The sequence below is a fragment of the Bradyrhizobium sp. USDA 326 genome, from assembly GCF_049739485.1.
Classification (GTDB): domain Bacteria; phylum Pseudomonadota; class Alphaproteobacteria; order Rhizobiales; family Xanthobacteraceae; genus Bradyrhizobium.
The window spans coordinates 1,278,215-1,295,320 of sequence record NZ_JBMGQA010000001.1; the positions used below are offsets into that span (position 1 = coordinate 1,278,215).

Genomic DNA, 17,106 nt, shown 5'->3' on the forward strand with positions numbered 1-17,106 from the left:
GGCGATCACTTATCGGGCGATCACGAAATCAGATCGGCTTTCATCAGCGTGCGGATCGACTTCGGAATCGGCTGGGCGCGACCGCCGCTGATGAAGGCAACGCGCACTTCGGCCTTCACCAGCACATCGCTGCCGCGCCGCACCTCCTGCGCCAGCATGATGGAGGCGCCCTTCACCGCGATCGGCCAGGTCACGATGTCGAGCACGTCGTCCATCCGCGCGGGCTTGAGGAAATCCAGATGCATCGAGCGGACGACGAAGGCAAAGCCGGCGCCCTCCGTCTCGACCTGCTCGAACAGCGCCTGCTGCTCCGCGCCCATCAGCCTGAGATGGTTGGTGCGTCCGCGCTCCATGTAGCGCAGATAATTGGCGTGATAGACGATCCCCGAGAAATCCGTGTCCTCGTAATAGACGCGGACCTGCATGTGGTGGCGGCCGTCGCGGATATCGCCGTCCAGATGGGCAGTCACGTCGTGAGCCTCTTCGCTTGTCGCTGTCGGCCCGTTTTGCGCAAAAACCGCGGTCCGCGCAAGCGTGTCAGGATACAACCGGCGCGGCCCGCCCCAGCGTCACCTCGACGATCTCCGGCGGAACGCCGACGCGGAGCGGCATGATGCTGCACCCGAGGCCACCGGAGATGATCACGTCGCATTTCAGCCTGACATGACCATAGGCGAGGCGGACGCCGTGCTGCGGCGGCACCGCGGGGGACCAGCCGAGCAGGCGGACCTGGCCGCCATGGGTGTGGCCGGACAGTTGCAGCGCGACGCGCGCGGGCACGCGCGGCGCGATGTTGGGCTCATGCGCGAGCAGGATGATGGGCGCATCGTCCGTGACCTTGGCGAGCGTCGCATTGAGATCGTTGGCACCGAAACGCACCATGCTACGGAAACGGCGCGCCGGCAGAAAAGCCAATTGATCGCCGAGACCGGCGAGCCAGAACGGGCGGCCGTCCTTGGTGAGGCGCACGACGTCGTTCTCGTAGACGGGGATACCGGCCGCTTCCAGCGCGCGGTGCGCGACGGTCACCCCCTGCCCGGCCCGCTGCACCGTGCCGTCATCCCAATAATCGTGGTTGCCCATGACGGCATGGACCCCGAGCGGCGCCTTGAGGCCGGCCAGCACGCGCGCCCATTCGCTGCACGGAATGAGGCGCGTGACCTGATGCAAGCCGGCGACATAGTCGCCGAGCAGCACGATGAGGTCGGCGTTCAGCGCGTTGGTGCGGTCGACGATGGCCTCGACCCGATCCAGCGGCATCCAGGGATCGCAGGCGTGGAGGTCGGCGATGACGGCGATCTTGAGCGGAAGATCCGTCGGCCATTGCCGCGGCATCGGATGATAGCGGGTGACGCGGAGCCGCAGCATCGGCTCGACGCCGACGCCATAGGCGGCGGTCGAGACGCCAAGGGCGGACAGGCCGCCGATGGAACGGATGAGATGACGGCGCGTGATCATGGAAGCCCGATGGTGATGCGGCGTCTTGATGATGTCTGATTGGAGCGGAATTGGGGTGGGTTCGTGCAGATCGTCTGCACGAGATTACGGGAAATTCATCAAAGCCGGAACGGCGAACGTTTCAGCAGGTCACTCGTCGCTGTCATCCGAACCGAACAGGCCGAACTGGGCCGGATCGCGATTGGGCTCGGCGAGGCCAAGATGGCGGAAGGCGTGCGAGGTGAGCAACCGGCCGCGCGGCGTGCGCTGCAGATAGCCGCACTGGATCAGATAGGGCTCGATGATGTCCTCGATCGCATCGCGCGGCTCGGACAAGGCCGCGGCCATGGTCTCGACGCCGACCGGGCCGCCGCCATAGTTGAGCGCGATGGTCGTGAGGTAGCGGCGGTCCATGGCATCCAGCCCGGCGGCGTCGACCTCGAGCGCGCTCAGCGCGTGGTCGGCGATCTTGCGATCGATCTTGTCGGCATCGGCAGCCGAAGCGAAATCGCGCACGCGCCTGAGCAGGCGGCCGGCAATGCGCGGCGTGCCACGGGCGCGGCGCGCGATCTCGTTGGCGCCTTCCGCGGTCATGCCGACATTGAGCACGCGCGCACCGCGGCTGACGATGCTCTCCAATTCCTCGATCGTGTAGAAATTCAGTCGCACCGGAATGCCGAAGCGATCGCGCAAGGGATTGGTCAGAAGGCCCGCGCGCGTGGTGGCGCCGACGAGGGTGAATTTCGACAGCTCGATCTTCACCGAGCGCGCCGCCGGGCCCTCGCCGATGATGAGGTCGAGCTGAAAGTCCTCCATCGCGGGATAAAGCACCTCCTCTACCGCGGGGCTCAGGCGATGGATCTCGTCGATGAAGAGCACGTCGCGCTCTTCGAGATTGGTGAGGAGCGCGGCGAGATCGCCGGCCTTGGCGATCACCGGGCCCGACGTGGCGCGAAAGCCGACGCCGAGCTCTTTCGCCACGATCTGCGCCAGCGTGGTCTTGCCGAGGCCGGGCGGTCCCACGAACAGCACGTGATCCAGCGCCTCGCCGCGTTTGCGCGCCGCCTCGATGAAGATCGAGAGATTCTTGCGCGCCTGCTGCTGGCCGACGAAGTCCGACAGCGATTGCGGACGCAGCGCGGTATCGCCGACATCGTCGCTGCGGCGCTCGGGCGAGACCATGCGGCTGGCCTTGGGATCACTCACTTCGCGAGCTCCTTCAGGCCGAGACGGATGAGCTGCGCGGTCTCGGCATTCTCGCCCGCACTACGCGAGGCCGATGCGATGGCCGCGGCGGCCTGCGGCTGACCGTAGCCGAGATTGACCAGCGCGGAGATCGCATCCGCCACGGGGCGCGGCGCGCGCTGGTCGTCGACGGCGCCGGCGAGATGCACCACGGCCGGATCGACATTGGCGAACGCCGGCGCCTTGTCCTTCAATTCGGTGACGATGCGCTCGGCAACCTTCGGGCCGACGCCGGGGGTGCGCGCCACCGCGGACTTGTCGCGCAGCGCAATGGCATTGGCGAGGTCGGCGGTCGAGAGCGTGCCGAGCACGGCGAGCGCGACCTTGGCACCGACGCCCTGCACGGTCTGGAGCAGGCGAAACCATTCGCGCTCCTGGTCGGTGCGGAAGCCGAACAGCTTGATCTGATCCTCGCGCACATAGGTCTCGATCGACAGCACGGCTGCTTCGCCCGGCGTGGGCAGATGCTGCAAGGTGCGCGAGGAGCAATGCACCTGATAGCCGACGCCGCCGACATCGAGGATGACGAAATCCTCGCCGTAGGAATCGATCAGGCCCTTGAGCTTGCCGATCATATCCCCACCACCTTCAGCCGGAGCGCCGCACTCTGGCGGTGATGGGCGTGGGTGATGGCGATGGCGAGCGCGTCGGCCGCATCCGCCGACGGCGGCTCGGCTTTCGGCAGCAATATCTTCAGCATCATCGCGATCTGTTGCTTGTCGGCGTGACCGGCGCCGACCACCGTCTTCTTGACCTGGTTCGGCGCGTATTCGGCGACAGAGATGCCGAACATTGCGGGCGCCAGCATGGCGACGCCGCGGGCCTGGCCGAGCTTCAACGTGGCAACGCCGTCCTTGTTGACGAAGGTCTGCTCGACCGCCGCTTCCATCGGCTGGTGGTTGGAGAGAACGGCCGCGAGCCCCTCATGGATCGCGAGCAGGCGGCTCGACAGCGGCAGGTCGTCCGGCGGTTCCACCGAGCCGCAGGCGACGTAGATCAGGCGATTGCCCTCGGCCTCGAGCACACCCCAGCCGGTGCGGCGCAGGCCGGGGTCGATGCCGATGATGCGGACGGGGCCACGAATCGGGAGCGCAGTCATGGGCCAGTGATAGCGGCTGGCCGCCGCGGGGGAAACAGAAACAGAACGGAAGTAACAGGGGAAAGGCGGTCTCGCGTCCCGGGCGCGGCGCAGCGCAAAGCGGTGCGGCGCTGAACCGGCAACTGTTATGTTGATGGTGCGATTTTATAGGGTTTTCGGTCGCGCAGCATTGCGTTGAGGATGGTCAGCAGCTTCCTTGCGACAGCAATGAGGGCGAGCTTTGCTGGTTTGCCGGCCAGACGGAGCCGGTCATAGAAGATTTTGAAGTGATCGGCGCGACGAACGGCGTTGAGAGCAGCCATGTAGAGGGCGTCGCGGACGCGCTTTCGTCCGCCGCCGATCTTGCGCTTGCCACGATAAGCCCCGCTATCGACATTGAAGGGAGCCAGGCCGGCAAGAGCGGCCACCTCCTTTGGCCCGAGACGCCCAAGTTCGGGCATCTGGGTGAGGAGTTGCATGCAAGCGACGGGTCCCACGCCGGGCACCGAGCGCATCAACTGTGCATCATTGGCAAGCTCCGGTTCGGCTTTGACGAGCGCATGAATCTCAGTGTCGATTTCGGCGATCTCATCATTGAGGACCTCGATGAGGCGAGCGATGCGTTCCACCATGGCGCGGTCCTCGGCTTCGCTGCGGCGGTTCTTTTCCTGGGCCCTCATGGCAACCAGTTGGTCCCGCCGTTTTGCAAGCCTTGCCAAAGTGTTGCGAGCAGGCGTCGCGGCCTGCTCGGTGGCGGGCTTCATGGCGCGGGCAAAGGCCGCCAGCATCCGCGCATCGATCGGATCGGTCTTGGCGAGCTGGCCGCTGGCGCGGGCAAAGTCGCGGGCACGGGCCGGATTGATCCGGGCAAAGCGGATGCCGGCCCGATGCAGGGCCTCCCGAAGCTCGAGGTCATAGACCCCCGTAGCCTCGAAGACGATCAGCGCATCACATCGCCAACGCGCCACCAGCTGTGTGATGGCCTGTGGCGCGTTGGCGATGCGTTCCGCTACGCCGATGGCCTCATCGAAAATATCAAGGTGATGTTTGGAGATGTCGATCCCGACGCAACGAGAGGATATGATCACGGTGCCTGTCCCTGTGATGCGAGGTCTGTTGACGCAGCCTCGTGCAACTGTTCAGGTTGATAGATGGAACGGGCGGGAGACCGAGCCGGCTCACGGCGTCAAGCGCCAAGGACCCAACGGCTTCCCGCCCACCATCATCATGCCAGACTTCCCAGACACAGGGGCCCATTTTGCGACGGATGCCGAAAGAACCTCGGGTCCCGGCTCTGCGCAGCAGCGTTTCACGCTGCAGCGCGTCCGGGACACGAGAGTACCCTACCCGCCCATCTTCGCCATCAGCGCGTCCGATATCTCGAAATTGGCGTAGACCTGCTGCACGTCGTCGTGCTCGTTGAGCAAATCCATCAGCTTGAGAAGCTTCTCGCCGGTCTCGTCATCGACGGCGACCGTGTTCTGCGGTTTCCAGATCAGCGCGGCCTTGCGCGGCTCGCCGAACTTGGCTTCCAGCGCCTTGGCGACGTCGCGGTAGCCTTCGGTCGAGGCGTAGATCTCGTGGCCGTTCTCGCCCGAGACCACGTCGTCGGCGCCGGCCTCGATCGCGGCATCTAGCATCGCGTCATCCGAAGCGACGCTGCGGTCATATTCGATGACGCCGGTGCGGTCGAACATGAACGACACCGAGCCGGTTTCGCCGAGATTGCCGCCGGACTTGGTGAAGAAGGAACGGATGTCGGAAGCGGCGCGGTTGCGGTTGTCGGTCAGCGCCTCGACGATGACGGCGACGCCGCCGGGGCCGTAGCCCTCGTAGCGGATCTCGTCATAGTTCTCGCCCTCGCTACCGAGCGCCTTCTTGATCGCGCGCTCGATATTGTCCTTCGGCATGTTCTCCTGGCGCGCCGCGATCACGGCGGCACGCAGGCGAGGGTTCATGGCGGGGTCGGGCGTGCCGAGCTTGGCCGCGACGGTGATTTCCCGCGCCAGCTTGCCGAACAGTTTCGACTTCTGGGCATCCTGCCGCCCCTTGCGGTGCATGATGTTCTTGAATTGGGAATGTCCGGCCATGCGTGGTCTCGTTAAGGAATCGTGCGCCAAGGTGAGCGTGGGAAGCGCGGCCTTATAGGCCGCCAACCCACCGGAATGAAAGAGGCTCTACGACTTTAAGGTAACAACGTACTAGGTCGTGCCTAGGGGGCAGGCACCGTTAACCCTGATTTCATTCCGGACTGCGAAAATAGCGCCCGACCGTTCTCCGACAAGAGAGGCGCGATGGCGTTCGGATTATTTCGGAAGCGTCTGCCGGACCAGGCTGCGCCTGCGACAGCCCCAGAGGCTCCGCAGCCGGCGCCCCATTCCGCCCCCGCCCCGACCGCCGAAAGTGATTCGGCCCGGGAAATCCTGGAACTGCTGGAACTCGAGCTCGGCGCCATGATCCGCCAGCTCGAGCGCGCCGCCAATTCGGTGGCCGGAGGCGCCGAGGCGACCGCCGCGACGCTTGCCGCCATTCGCGACCGCACCGACGCCCTGACCGGCCGGACCAACGCGGCGCAGTCGACCGCCTCCACCTTCGCCCATGCCGCCGACAAGTTCACCCAGTCCGCGCAAGGAATCGGCGCGCAGGTTCGCAATGCCGGCAAGCTAGCCGACGAGGCCAGCGCCGCGGCGCAGGAAGCCCGCGCCAATGTCGAGCGCCTGCGCGTATCCTCCGCCGCCATCGGCAACGTCGTCAATCTGATCGCGCAGATCGCGCGGCAGACGACGCTGCTTGCGCTCAACTCCACCATCGAGGCCGCACGCGCCGGAGATGCGGGCCGCGGCTTTGCGGTCGTCGCCACCGAGGTCAAGGCGCTCGCGGTGCAGACGCAAGGAGCGACCGAGGAGATCACAAGGAAGATCGACGCGCTCCAGCGCGACGCCGCCGGCTCTGCCGATGCCGTGCACCGCATTTCCCAGGCGATCGAGGCGATCCGCCCGGTGTTCGACACCGTCAACGGCGCGGTCGCCGAGCAGAACGCCACGACCAGCGAAGTCTCCGGCAACGTCGCCAGCGCCTCGGAGTTCATCATCTCGGTCGGCGAGAGCGCGGCCGAGATCGATGCCGCGACCAAGGCGGCCGAGACCCATGGCGAGAGCGTCGCCAGTGCCGGCAAGGCCGTTACCACTTTTGCTCAAAAGCTGAAATCGCGCTGCGCTGTGCTGCTCGGCCAGAGCGAGCACGACGACCGGCGCAAGACCGAGCGCCTGCCCTGCCATCTCAGGTTAGAGACCCCGCGCGGGGTGATGCCGGTCTACGAAATCGCGATGGATGGCGTGCTGATCGGCGGCGCGGATGCAGGCAGGCTTGCACCGCAGGCGATGATCGAAGGCACACTCGAGGACATCGGCGCCTGCCGCCTGCGCGTGGTCGAGCAATCCAAGGCCGGCGCCCGCGCGCAATTCGTTGGTGCCAGCGCCGCGCTCGGCGAAAAGATCGAGGACAAGCTCTGGTCCATCCACGAGGAGAACACGGAGCTAGTCACCCGCGCCATGGAGGCGGGCAACGCGCTGACGAAGATATTCGAGCAGGCTGTTGCGCGCGGCGAGGTCAGGATGGAGGACCTGTTCGACACGGACTATGTGGAAATTGCAGGCACCGATCCGCAGCAATTCCGCACGAGATATCTCGACTGGGCCGACCGTGCCCTGCCGCCGTTCCAGGAAGCCTTCCTGGCGAGGGAGCCGCGGATGGCATTCTGCGCCATGGTCGACCGCAACGGCTTCCTGCCGGTGCACAACAAGATCTATTCGCATCCGCAGCGGCCGGGCGACATCGCCTGGAACACGGCCAACAGCCGCAACCGGCGGATGTTCAACGACCCGGCGGGGTTAGCTGCCGCGCGCAACCTGCGCTCGTACCTGGTCCAGAGCTATGCGCGCGACATGGGCAACGGGAACACGGTGATGATGCGCGAGATCGACGTCCCGATCCGCGTGCAGGGCCGGCACTGGGGCGGATTTCGCACCGCCTACAAGCTGTAGTGCACGCTCAGGCAAGACGGCGGCGGCGAATCATCCTCTAAGGTCGAATTTGGAATGGGAATGCCGCCGTGAGCCGGTGAACGGCTCTGACTGGAGGACTCATCGAACATGTCCGTCGCACAACTTGCCGTCATGGACACCGGCTCCAACCGCACCCTCGCCGAGCGGCTGATCGACCAGCTCGCCGACCGCATCGGCGGTCTCGGCGTGGAACTCGCCGACATCGCCGGCAACGTCCAGGAAGTCGCAGACCGCGTCGCGAACCAGTCGGAACGGTTCCACCGCCTGCAGGAGACGGCCGAGACGATGGTCTCGGCCAACCACGACATCGCCAACGCATCGCAGGCCGTGCAAACGACGACGTCCGCGGCAGTCGGCGAGATCGCGCAATCGCGCAGCGCCGTCGATGCCGCGGTCAGCCACATCTCCGAGCTGGTCGCAGCCGTGGAGCGGATCGAGGCGCGCCTGAGCGCCGTCGGCTCGGCGCTGGCGCAGGTGGCGAAGGTCTCCGGCTCGATCGAGGCGATCGCCAAGCAGACCAATCTGCTCGCGCTGAACGCAACCATCGAAGCGGCGCGCGCCGGCAATGCCGGCCGCGGCTTCGCGGTGGTCGCGAGCGAGGTCAAGAACCTCGCGGAAGCCACACGCCAGGCCACGCATGAGATCTCCGATACCATGCGCGATCTCGACGGCCAGATCGAAGGCCTGATCGGCGAGAGCAGCGACGCTTCGCAGCGCGCCAAGACCGCCGGCGAAGGCGCCCGGCAGATCTCCGGCATCATCACACGCGTCCAGCAGGGCTTTGCCTCGGTGGAAGCGGAGATCGACAGCGTCGCGCGCGCGGCCACCTCCAATCTCGGACATTGCGACACCGTCATCAGCGAGCTCAGCGAGCTCGCCAAGGGCGTTGACCTGTCCTCGCGCGATCTCAAGAACGCCGACGAGCGGGTGGCGAAGCTGCTCGACACCTCCGAAGGCCTGATCGCGCTGATCGCCGACAGCGGCGTCGAGACATCGGATGCGCCGCTGATCCGGGTCGTCGTCGACACCGCAAAGCGGATCTCGGCGGAGTTCGAAGCCGCGATCGACCGCGGCGAGATCACGCTCGACCAGCTCATGGACGAGACCTACCGCGAGATATCAGGCACCGATCCGAAGCAGTACCTCACCAGCTACGTCGCGTTCACCGACCGCGTGCTGCCCGCGATCCAGGACCCGATTCAGAAATCCGATCCCCGCATCGTGTTCTGCGTCGCCTGGGCGAGGGGCGGCTATCTGCCGACACACAACCCGAATTACCGGCTGCCGCAGGGCAAGGACCCGGTCTGGAACAACGCCAATTGCCGCAACCGCCGCCTTTTCACCGACCGCACGGTGAATAAGGTCGCAGCGAACACGAAGCCGTTCCTGCTCCAGACCTACCGCCGCGACATGGGCGGCGGGCAGTTCGTGCTGATGAAGGACCTGTCCTCGCCGATCTTGGTCCGCGGCAAGCACTGGGGCGCCTTCCGGATGGGCTTTCGACAGGGCTGACGGCCGCTCCTGCGGCCCTTGAATCAAAAACCTGAAAACAACCCCATGCACAGTAGCCGGGGTGTGTGAAATCATTGGCTTATGCCGGCATGCCATGGCGCGCGTTGACTCGTCGGGCAAAACAGGGGCATAATGCTATTATTCCGAAAATGTCATGCGCTGCTCTTCCTTTTCCCCTTGCGGGAGAAGGTGGCGCGTAGCATCGGATGAGGGGTCTGTTCCTGCGGGTTGAGCTGCTTCGAGAACGAGCGGGTCATACGCGGATAGAGACCCCTTACCCCAACGTGCCCGTGTCTACTGGCGTCGCTGCCCTCTCCCGCAAGGGGAGAGGGCACAACAATGTCGGACGGACTTGCGACCGCCTGACTTTCCCAATCGCACGACTTTCGTCATCGCACGGCTTTGCCTGTTCGCACGATCATCTGCGGCGATCGACGACGCACGCGCCGAAAATGCCTCAAAAAATGACGATTATCATACCAATTGGCCTAAAATCTGCGCAGCGATCGCCGCACAAATTCGTGAACGTCATGGCCTCACGCCTCGTCCGCGCAAATATGCATTGCCGGAAATTTCGACGCTTCATCGTTTCGCATCGATATGATTATCGTCGCGCAAAATTCGTCGACGCGATTGCCGCAAGCGATCGCCGAGCAAGGGAATGCATATGGCAACTGTTCTCACCATCAACGGCGAAACGAAATCCTTCGACGCGCCACCTGACATGCCGCTGCTATGGGTGCTGCGCGACATCCTCGGAATGACCGGCACCAAGTTCGGCTGCGGCATCGCGCAATGCGGCGCCTGCACGGTGCATGTCGACGGCAAGGCGGTGCGCTCCTGCGTGCTGCCGGTGAGCGCGGTTGAGAACCGCGCCGTCACCACGATCGAAGCCGTCGGCAGCACGCCTGCGGGCGCGAAGGTGCAGAAGGCCTGGCTCGAGGCGGAAGTGATCCAGTGCGGTTACTGCCAGTCCGGCCAGATCATGGCGGCTGCGGCGCTGCTGGCGACGACGCCGAATCCTGACGATTCCGACATCGACGCCGCCATGGCCGGCAACATCTGCCGCTGCGGCACCTATGTGCGCATCCGCGAGGCCATCAAGCAGGCCGCCAACGGCCGCCAGTCCTGAGGTTCGCCATGAATGCACATCACAGCGTCTCCCGCCGCGCGTTGCTGACCGGCGGTCTCGCCACCGGCTTCCTGCTCGCCTTCCATCTGCCGCTGCGCGCCGCTCAAAACGAGCCGCCGCAGCGCGATGTGACCGACGGCAAGTTCGCACCCAACGCCTTCATCCGCATCGACCAGACCGGCCGCACCATGCTGATGATGCCGCAGGTCGAGATGGGCCAGGGCACCTACACCTCGATCTCGGCCGTGATCGCCGAGGAACTCGATGCTGACTGGAGCAAGGTCGAGGTGCAGCACGCCCCGCCCAACGACAAGCTCTATGGCAATCCGACTTTCGGCCTTCAGGTCACCGGCAATTCCAACTCGATCCGCGCCTGGTGGCTGCCACTGCGCAAGGCCGGAGCGACGGCGCGCGCGATGCTGGTGCAGGCTGCGGCCAGCCAGTGGGCCGTCGAGCCATCGAGCTGCACCGCGTCGAAGGGCGAGGTCGTGCATGCCGCGAGCGGGCGCAAGCTCGGCTATGGCGAACTGGCGCTTGCCGCGCAGGGCCAGACGCCGCCGAAGGACGTCGCGGTCAAGGACCCCCGGGATTTCGTCCTCATCGGTCAGCCGCTGAAGCGCCTCGATACGCCGGACAAGGTCAACGGCAAGGCGCTCTACGGCATCGACGCGATCCTGCCGGGCATGAAGATCGCCGCGATCGCCAATTGCCCTGTGTTCGGCGGCAAGGTCGGCAAGGTCGACGACAGCGCCGCGGTGAAGGTCGCCGGCGTGCGCAAGGTCGTCGTGCTCGACGATGCGGTCGCGGTGATCGGCGATCACATGTGGGCAGCGAAGAAGGGTCTCGAAGCGCTCAAGATCGAATGGAACGAGGGACCGAACGCTGAGATCTCCACCAAGGACATCTGGGACGATCTGCGCAAGGCCAGCCAGAAGGATGGTGCGGTCGCAAAATCCGAGGGCGATATCGCCAAGGCGCTCGCCAGCGGCGACAAGTTCGAGGCCGCCTATGAGCTGCCGTTCCTGGCGCATGCCTCGATGGAGCCTATCAACGCGACCGTCCATGTCAGGCCTGACGCCTGCGAGATCTGGACCGGTACGCAGATCATGACCCGCGTGCAGTCGGAGGCCGCAAAGGCCGCCGGTCTTCCTGTCGACAAGGTGATCGTCAACCAGCACCTGCTCGGCGGCGGGTTCGGACGCAAGCTCGAGCCCGACATGGTCGTCGCGGCGGTGAAAATTGCAAAACAGGTCGACTATCCCGTGAAGGTGGTGTGGACCCGCGAGGAGGACATCCAGCACGACGTCTACCGCCCGGTCTATCGCGACCAGATCACGGCGTCGCTGGTCGACGGCAAGGTCGCGGGCTGGAAGTACAAGGTCGCGGGCTCAGCGGTGCTGGCGCGCTGGCTGCCGCCGGCGTTCCAGAAGGGCATCGACATCGACGCGGTCGACGCCGCGGTGGATGCTCCCTACGACTTCGCCAATTTCCACGTCGAATACGTTCGCGCGGAGCCGCCGGCGGTGCCGACCGGCTTCTGGCGCGGTGTCGGCCCGAACAACAACGTGTTCGCGGTCGAATGCGCGATGGACGAGCTCGCGCGCAAGGCCGGCAAGGACCCGATCGAATTCCGCAAATCCATGCTGACGAAAAACCCGCGCATGCTCGCGGTGCTCGACCAGGTCGCGGAGAAATCCGGCTGGGGTCAGCCTTTGCCGCCGCGCGTCGGCCGCGGCGTCTGCGTGCAACCGTCCTTCGCAAGCTTCATCGCCACAGTGGTGGAAGCCGAGATCGACGACATCGGCGAGATCGTGCTTCGCCGCGTCACCTCGGTGGTCGACACCGGCATCGCGGTCAACCCGGACACGGTGAAGGCGCAGATCGAGGGCGGATTGATCTTCGGCCTCACCGCCGCGCTCTATGGCGAAATCACCATCGAGAAGGGCCGCGTGCAGCAGTCGAACTTCCACGACTACCGCATGATGCGCATCAACGAGACGCCGAAGATCGAAGTCATCGTCGTCAAGAGCGGCGAGGCGCCCGGCGGCATCGGCGAAGCCGGCGTCAATGCCGGACCGCCTGCGCTGCGCAACGCGATCTATGCCGCAACCGGCGTGGCGCTGCGGCGCCTGCCGATCGATCGGAAACTGCTGGCTGCGGGGAAGAAGGCATGAGCGGCAAGATGCGTATCCTCGCAAGTATCGTCGTGATCGCCTTCGTCGCGGTGGCGCTCGGCGTCTTCATCATCCGCGGGCCCGGCCCGCTCGACTTCGCAGGCGGCACGAAAGTGGCGCTGGCGGACTACCGCGCGGGCAAGCCGACCGGCGTTCCGGCGAAGCTGGAGAAAGCCGGCATCGTCGAGCGCGGCGAATATCTCGCCAAGGCCGCCGACTGCATGGTCTGCCACACCAAGCCGGGCGAGAAGGAATATTCCGGCGGGCTCGCCTTCAAGCTGCCATTCGGCACGCTCTATTCCACCAACATCACGCCGGACAAGGACACCGGCATCGGCAATTACAGCGACCAGGACTTTTTGAACGCGGTCCAGCACGGCAAGCGCCGTGACGGCGCGCGGCTCTATCCGGCGATGCCGTACACGTCCTACACCTTCATGACGGACGAGGACGTGCTGGCGGTGAAGGCCTATCTGTTCAGCCTGCCGGCGGTGCGCGCGAAGGCACCGGACAACACGCTGTCGTTCCCGTTCAACCAGCGCTGGGCGATGATCGTCTGGTCGGCGGTATTCAATCCGGACACGCGCTTTGCGCCAGACACCTCGAAAAGCCCTGAGTGGAATCGTGGTGCGTATCTCGCCGAGGCCCTCGCGCATTGTGGCGAGTGCCACACCCCGCGCAATCTCGGCTTCGCGCTGGACAACCGCAGGAAGTTCGCCGGCGCGATCACGGCCGGCTGGCGCGCTTTCAACATCTCCGCCGACAAGGCCACCGGCGTCGGCAATTGGAGCGACCAGGACCTGATCTCGTACCTGTCGCTCGGCCATGCGCCGGGTCATGGCTCGGCCTCGGGTCCGATGGGTGAAGCGGTCGACAACAGCCTCAGCCATTTCGCCCCCGAAGACATCCGCGCCATCGTCGCCTATCTGCGTAGCGTGCCGCCACAGGCTTCGCCCGATCTGCCGGCCACCACGGCGCCCGTCGCACCGGCCTCGCACCGCGACGGCGTCACGGCGGATGCCCGCGGCAAGCAGGTGTTCGCCAGCGCCTGCGCCAGCTGCCACGGCTGGAGCGGCGAGAGCCCGGTCTCGCCGATGGCGACGCTGACCGGCACCTGGGCCGTCAACGACCCCGCCGCCACCAACGTCGCGCAGATCGTGATCTCGGGCACCAGGCGCCACACGCCTGACGGCGCGCTGTCGATGCCCGCATTCGGCAAGGCCTACACGGACGATGAGATCGCGGCGGTGGCGAACTATGTCACCGCACGGTTCGGGACCAAGGGCTCGAAGCTGACGGCGAAGGACGTGGCGGAGTTGCGGGAGCAGACGGCGGAGTAAAGTTTCTCTTACCCTCCCCTGGAGGGGTCCGGGACGAGCGTAGCTCGCCCGTGGGTCGGCTCACATGGAGCGCAGCGGAATGTGAGACGGGGGAGGTGACGGTCTCTCCGCATCGAACAATGCCCGAGTGGAGGGATCACCCCACCCCGCTCGCGCTTCGCGCGATCGACCCTCCCCCTCCAGGGCAGGGTGGCAGTGCGAATGCCGCTCTACTCAGCTCAACCAGAACTTCGGCGTCGTCGGCTCCAGCCTTCCCCCCACACGCACCGGTGCGATGCGGAGCGCTAATCCCGTTGCGTCATCCGTCTCCACCGCAACGCCGCTGAGCGTTGCCGCACCCGCCGCCGGCTCGAAGCGGCCCGACGGAATCCCCGAGGTGAACCGGCGCAGCGGTTCTTCCTTCTGCATGCCGATGATGGAGTCGTAATCGCCGGTCATGCCGGCATCGGTCATGTAGGCGGTGCCGCCTGCGAGGATCTGGTGGTCGGCGGTCGGCACATGGGTGTGCGTGCCGACGACGAGGCTGGCGCGGCCGTCGCAGAAGAAGCCGATGCCCTGTTTCTCGCTGCTGGCCTCGCAATGGAAATCGACGACGATGGCATCCGCAGCGACGCCGAGCGGACAGGCGCCAAGCTCGCGCTCGAGCGCGGCGAAGGGATCGTCGAACGGGGTCATGAAGACGCGGCCCAAAGCGTTGACGACGAGGGCGTGCTTGCCGTTCTTGGTCTCGACCAAAGCGGCACCGCGGCCCGGCGTGCCGCGCGGATAATTCGCCGGACGCACCAGGCGGTCGGCGCGCTCGATGAACACCAGCGCCTCGCGCTGGTCCCAGGAGTGATTGCCGAGCGTCACCGCATCGGCGCCGGCCTCGAGAAATTCCTGGTAGATCGCTTCCGTGATACCGAAGCCGCCGGCGGAATTCTCGCCGTTGACCACGACGAGATCGAGCGACCAGTCCTTGACCATGCCGGGCAGATATTCGGCGACGGCCTCGCGCCCGCTGCGGCCGACGACATCACCCACGAAGAGAATGCGCAACTTCAGAACTCCGGAAATCGAACACGTCCGATTCCGTTAGCACATAATCCAGCGCGACGTCGTGCGATAGTGCCGGAACCGCCTCGATCTCCTGCGCCGCAAAGGCAAGCCCGATGCCGATGATGTGCTTGGCTTTGCGCAAATGCGCGAAGGTGAAATCGTAATGCCCGGCGCCATAGCCGATGCGATGGCCGAGACGGTCGAAGGCAGCGAGCGGTGTCAGCATGATGTCGGGAATGACTTCGGCAGCTGCAGGTGACGGCTCGGGAATGCCGAGCGGGCCGAGCATCAGGCGGTCGTTCGGATGGAAGATGCGGAAGATCAGCGATTGGCCGCGCGCGGTGACGCAAGGCAGCGCCAGCTTCGCGCCCTGCTCCGCGAGCTTCTTCAAGAGCGGCATCGGATCGATCTCGCTGCGGATCGGCGAATAGCCGGAGACGATGCTGCCGGGCAGCAGCTCGAACGGCAGCCCGCGCTCGGCGAGCCTGGCGGCGGCGCTCGCGCGCTTCTTGTCGCTCAGCGCATCGCGCCTCGCGAGGGCCTTGGAACGGAGCTCGGCTTTGGAGTTGGTCATGCGCGTTGGTCCCCGAAGGCAGAGCCTTGCTCCACTGTCATTACCCGCGAATGGGTGATCCAGTATTCCAGAGACGAGTGCTAGAACCTCGACGCCGCGGCGTACTGGATGCCCCGGTCAAACCGGGGCATGACACCGAGTCTCAAATGAACCGCAAGCGTGTCGGGGACGCAATTCGACAGACACGAAGAAACAGTACGAAGCCGCGAACGCCGTTGAAGCACTCGATCCCGGAGTTCCCTACGAAAGTAGGTGGGCACCATATGTCCGGGCCCACGGGCCCGGCCAGGGACAGTTCCCTAAAGGATCGATAAGGCCCCGGGGATATATGGCTCCTGACGCACGTCGCAGCCTCGCCCGGGCAATGTAACAACGATAGTGAGGAAGTGCCAGTGCGGCGAGAATGCTAGGCTTCGGCGGAGTGAAGCGACCAACGAGCCGCGGCGGAGGTGAACTCCCTCTCCCGCCTGCGGAGGGCTGGGGAGAGGGCTCTCACCTCTTGGGAGTTCTCGATCGTGGAGACACCCTCTCCCCAACCCTCCCCCGCAGGCGGGGGAGGGAGCGCACCGGGCGTGTGGCGCTATCGAGCCTCACCCAATGGCGATGCCGCCTCCGACGGTGCGGTTCAGCACCTGGGTCGACTTCTCGATGCGTTCGGCGGCGGCGTTGAGCGCGTTCACCACGGCGGTCTGCGTCATCCTGGCGCGTTCGACCGCGGCGTTGCGGAAGTCCCTGAGCTCGGTCAGCTCCTGCTCGAGGGTGCGGACACGGTTGCTGGTGTCGATCAATTCATCGCACACGGTGAGCGCCGCCATCACGGTGAGGCGTGCATCGCCGATCTCGCCGAATTTTCCGCGCAGCGACTGGATGCGTGTCTCCAGGCTCTCGGCGAGCTTGAGCAGCCGCACCTCCTGGCCCTCCTCGCAGGCCATGCGATATTGCCGGCCGTTGATGGTGACGTTGATGTGGCTCATCCGTCCTCTCCGGTATCGAGCACCGAGCGTATCGTGACGATTGCGGAATCCAGCCGGTCGGAAATCGCGCGATTGGTGCGCTCGAGCTTGCGCGCCTTCACCAGCGCGCCGTCGAGTTCGTCGGCAAGTCGCGAGCGATCCGCGCCGAGCGCCTGTATCCGCGCCGCGAGCTCGTTCTCGTCGCGATCGGCATCGCGTCGCCGCTCGACCGCGCTTTCGAGCGCGTCGAGCGCCGCCGTGAGCCTGCGCGTCGCAATCTCGATCTCGACGGCGGATGATTCCGTCATGGCAGAGCTATTGGACACGCGATCGTTCATGCAGTCAGCGGCGGAACCTGGCGGCCTTTGCCCAGTGGCCTTTTCCTGGGGCTTGCCGTCCGGCAAAAGACTCGGTTCGGCAAGCGGTTAGAAGCAGAAATTTACAAAGCAAGCTAGCCCAGCGCAACGCCGCCGCAAAACTATGCACCGATCAATCGGCACGCGGTTGCGATCGATCGATTCCTTCCGGCACGATCCCGGCGGAAAACCGATCTCGACAG

17 protein-coding genes and 1 other RNA gene are annotated in these 17,106 nt (G+C 65.5%); 6 read left to right on the plus strand and 12 right to left on the minus strand.

All coding sequences use genetic code 11. The features are described 5' to 3' along the window. Positions 1-20: 20 nt before the first annotated feature. The 7 genes from ybgC to ABIG06_RS06160 all read right to left on the minus strand — a co-directional run bounded on the left by ybgC (position 21) and on the right by ABIG06_RS06160 (position 5,850). Entirely contained in the window at positions 21-470 is a 450-nt protein-coding gene (gene ybgC, locus ABIG06_RS06130) for a tol-pal system-associated acyl-CoA thioesterase (RefSeq protein WP_370135081.1), read from the minus strand. 67 nt (positions 471-537) lie between these two features. Then, on the minus strand, positions 538-1,458 hold the full coding sequence (locus ABIG06_RS06135; protein ID WP_370135083.1) for a metallophosphoesterase: 921 nt from the start codon (positions 1,456-1,458) through the stop codon (positions 538-540). Between the two features lie 129 nt (positions 1,459-1,587). After that, the gene (ruvB, locus tag ABIG06_RS06140) at positions 1,588-2,619 is read right to left on the minus strand and encodes a Holliday junction branch migration DNA helicase RuvB (RefSeq protein WP_370140799.1); all 1,032 of its coding nucleotides are present in this window, start codon (positions 2,617-2,619) and stop codon (positions 1,588-1,590) included. Positions 2,620-2,639: 20 nt separating this feature from the next. Next, complete coding sequence (gene ruvA / locus ABIG06_RS06145) at positions 2,640-3,257, minus strand: Holliday junction branch migration protein RuvA (protein ID WP_370135085.1); 618 nt, start codon at positions 3,255-3,257, stop codon at positions 2,640-2,642. Beyond that, positions 3,254-3,781 carry a crossover junction endodeoxyribonuclease RuvC gene (ruvC, locus tag ABIG06_RS06150; RefSeq protein WP_370135087.1) on the minus strand — a complete coding sequence of 176 codons (528 nt, stop codon included), beginning with the start codon at positions 3,779-3,781 and terminating at the stop codon, positions 3,254-3,256. The genes ruvA and ruvC overlap by 4 nt, the downstream gene beginning before the upstream one ends. 125 nt (positions 3,782-3,906) lie before the next feature. Then, the gene (locus ABIG06_RS06155; protein WP_370134307.1) at positions 3,907-4,848 is read right to left on the minus strand and encodes an IS110 family transposase; all 942 of its coding nucleotides are present in this window, start codon (positions 4,846-4,848) and stop codon (positions 3,907-3,909) included. 255 nt (positions 4,849-5,103) lie between these two features. After that, positions 5,104-5,850: a YebC/PmpR family DNA-binding transcriptional regulator gene (locus ABIG06_RS06160; RefSeq protein WP_370135090.1), complete on the minus strand. Its 747-nt coding sequence runs from the start codon at positions 5,848-5,850 to the stop codon at positions 5,104-5,106. Between the two features lie 204 nt (positions 5,851-6,054). Here ABIG06_RS06160 and ABIG06_RS06165 point away from each other — a divergent pair, with 204 nt between their 5' ends. The 6 genes from ABIG06_RS06165 to ABIG06_RS06190 all read left to right on the plus strand — a co-directional run bounded on the left by ABIG06_RS06165 (position 6,055) and on the right by ABIG06_RS06190 (position 13,982). Then, positions 6,055-7,803 (plus strand): methyl-accepting chemotaxis protein, encoded by a 1,749-nt coding sequence (locus ABIG06_RS06165; RefSeq protein WP_370135092.1) that lies wholly within the window; start codon positions 6,055-6,057, stop codon positions 7,801-7,803. A 108-nt stretch (positions 7,804-7,911) separates the two neighbouring features. Next, positions 7,912-9,336, plus strand: a complete 1,425-nt coding sequence (locus ABIG06_RS06170; protein WP_370135095.1) for a methyl-accepting chemotaxis protein — start codon at positions 7,912-7,914, stop codon at positions 9,334-9,336. A gap of 352 nt (positions 9,337-9,688) precedes the next feature. Further along, entirely contained in the window at positions 9,689-9,940 is a 252-nt protein-coding gene (locus tag ABIG06_RS06175; RefSeq protein ID WP_124159169.1) for a hypothetical protein, read from the plus strand. Positions 9,941-10,003: 63 nt separating this feature from the next. Beyond that, the gene (locus ABIG06_RS06180) at positions 10,004-10,468 is read left to right on the plus strand and encodes a (2Fe-2S)-binding protein (protein ID WP_199751371.1); all 465 of its coding nucleotides are present in this window, start codon (positions 10,004-10,006) and stop codon (positions 10,466-10,468) included. Between the two features lie 8 nt (positions 10,469-10,476). Beyond that, positions 10,477-12,642, plus strand: a complete 2,166-nt coding sequence (locus tag ABIG06_RS06185; RefSeq protein WP_424578091.1) for a molybdopterin cofactor-binding domain-containing protein — start codon at positions 10,477-10,479, stop codon at positions 12,640-12,642. After that, positions 12,639-13,982, plus strand: a complete 1,344-nt coding sequence (locus ABIG06_RS06190) for a c-type cytochrome (protein ID WP_370135100.1) — start codon at positions 12,639-12,641, stop codon at positions 13,980-13,982. The genes ABIG06_RS06185 and ABIG06_RS06190 overlap by 4 nt, the downstream gene beginning before the upstream one ends. A 213-nt stretch (positions 13,983-14,195) precedes the next feature. Here the strand turns inward: ABIG06_RS06190 and ABIG06_RS06195 are convergent, their stop codons facing one another. The 5 genes from ABIG06_RS06195 to ABIG06_RS06215 form a co-directional block, all read right to left on the minus strand. After that, entirely contained in the window at positions 14,196-15,020 is an 825-nt protein-coding gene (locus tag ABIG06_RS06195; protein WP_370135102.1) for a TIGR00282 family metallophosphoesterase, read from the minus strand. Further along, on the minus strand, positions 14,998-15,594 hold the full coding sequence (locus ABIG06_RS06200; protein WP_124159173.1) for a 5-formyltetrahydrofolate cyclo-ligase: 597 nt from the start codon (positions 15,592-15,594) through the stop codon (positions 14,998-15,000). The genes ABIG06_RS06195 and ABIG06_RS06200 overlap by 23 nt, the downstream gene beginning before the upstream one ends. 196 nt (positions 15,595-15,790) lie before the next feature. Continuing rightward, positions 15,791-15,951, minus strand: a non-coding RNA gene (gene ssrS, locus ABIG06_RS06205) — 6S RNA. A 233-nt stretch (positions 15,952-16,184) separates the two neighbouring features. After that, positions 16,185-16,568, minus strand: coding sequence for a cell division protein ZapA (locus tag ABIG06_RS06210; RefSeq protein WP_124159174.1), 384 nt, complete (start codon positions 16,566-16,568; stop codon positions 16,185-16,187). Next, the gene (locus ABIG06_RS06215) at positions 16,565-16,885 is read right to left on the minus strand and encodes a DUF4164 domain-containing protein (protein ID WP_370135106.1); all 321 of its coding nucleotides are present in this window, start codon (positions 16,883-16,885) and stop codon (positions 16,565-16,567) included. The genes ABIG06_RS06210 and ABIG06_RS06215 overlap by 4 nt, the downstream gene beginning before the upstream one ends. Positions 16,886-17,106: the final 221 nt, after the last annotated feature.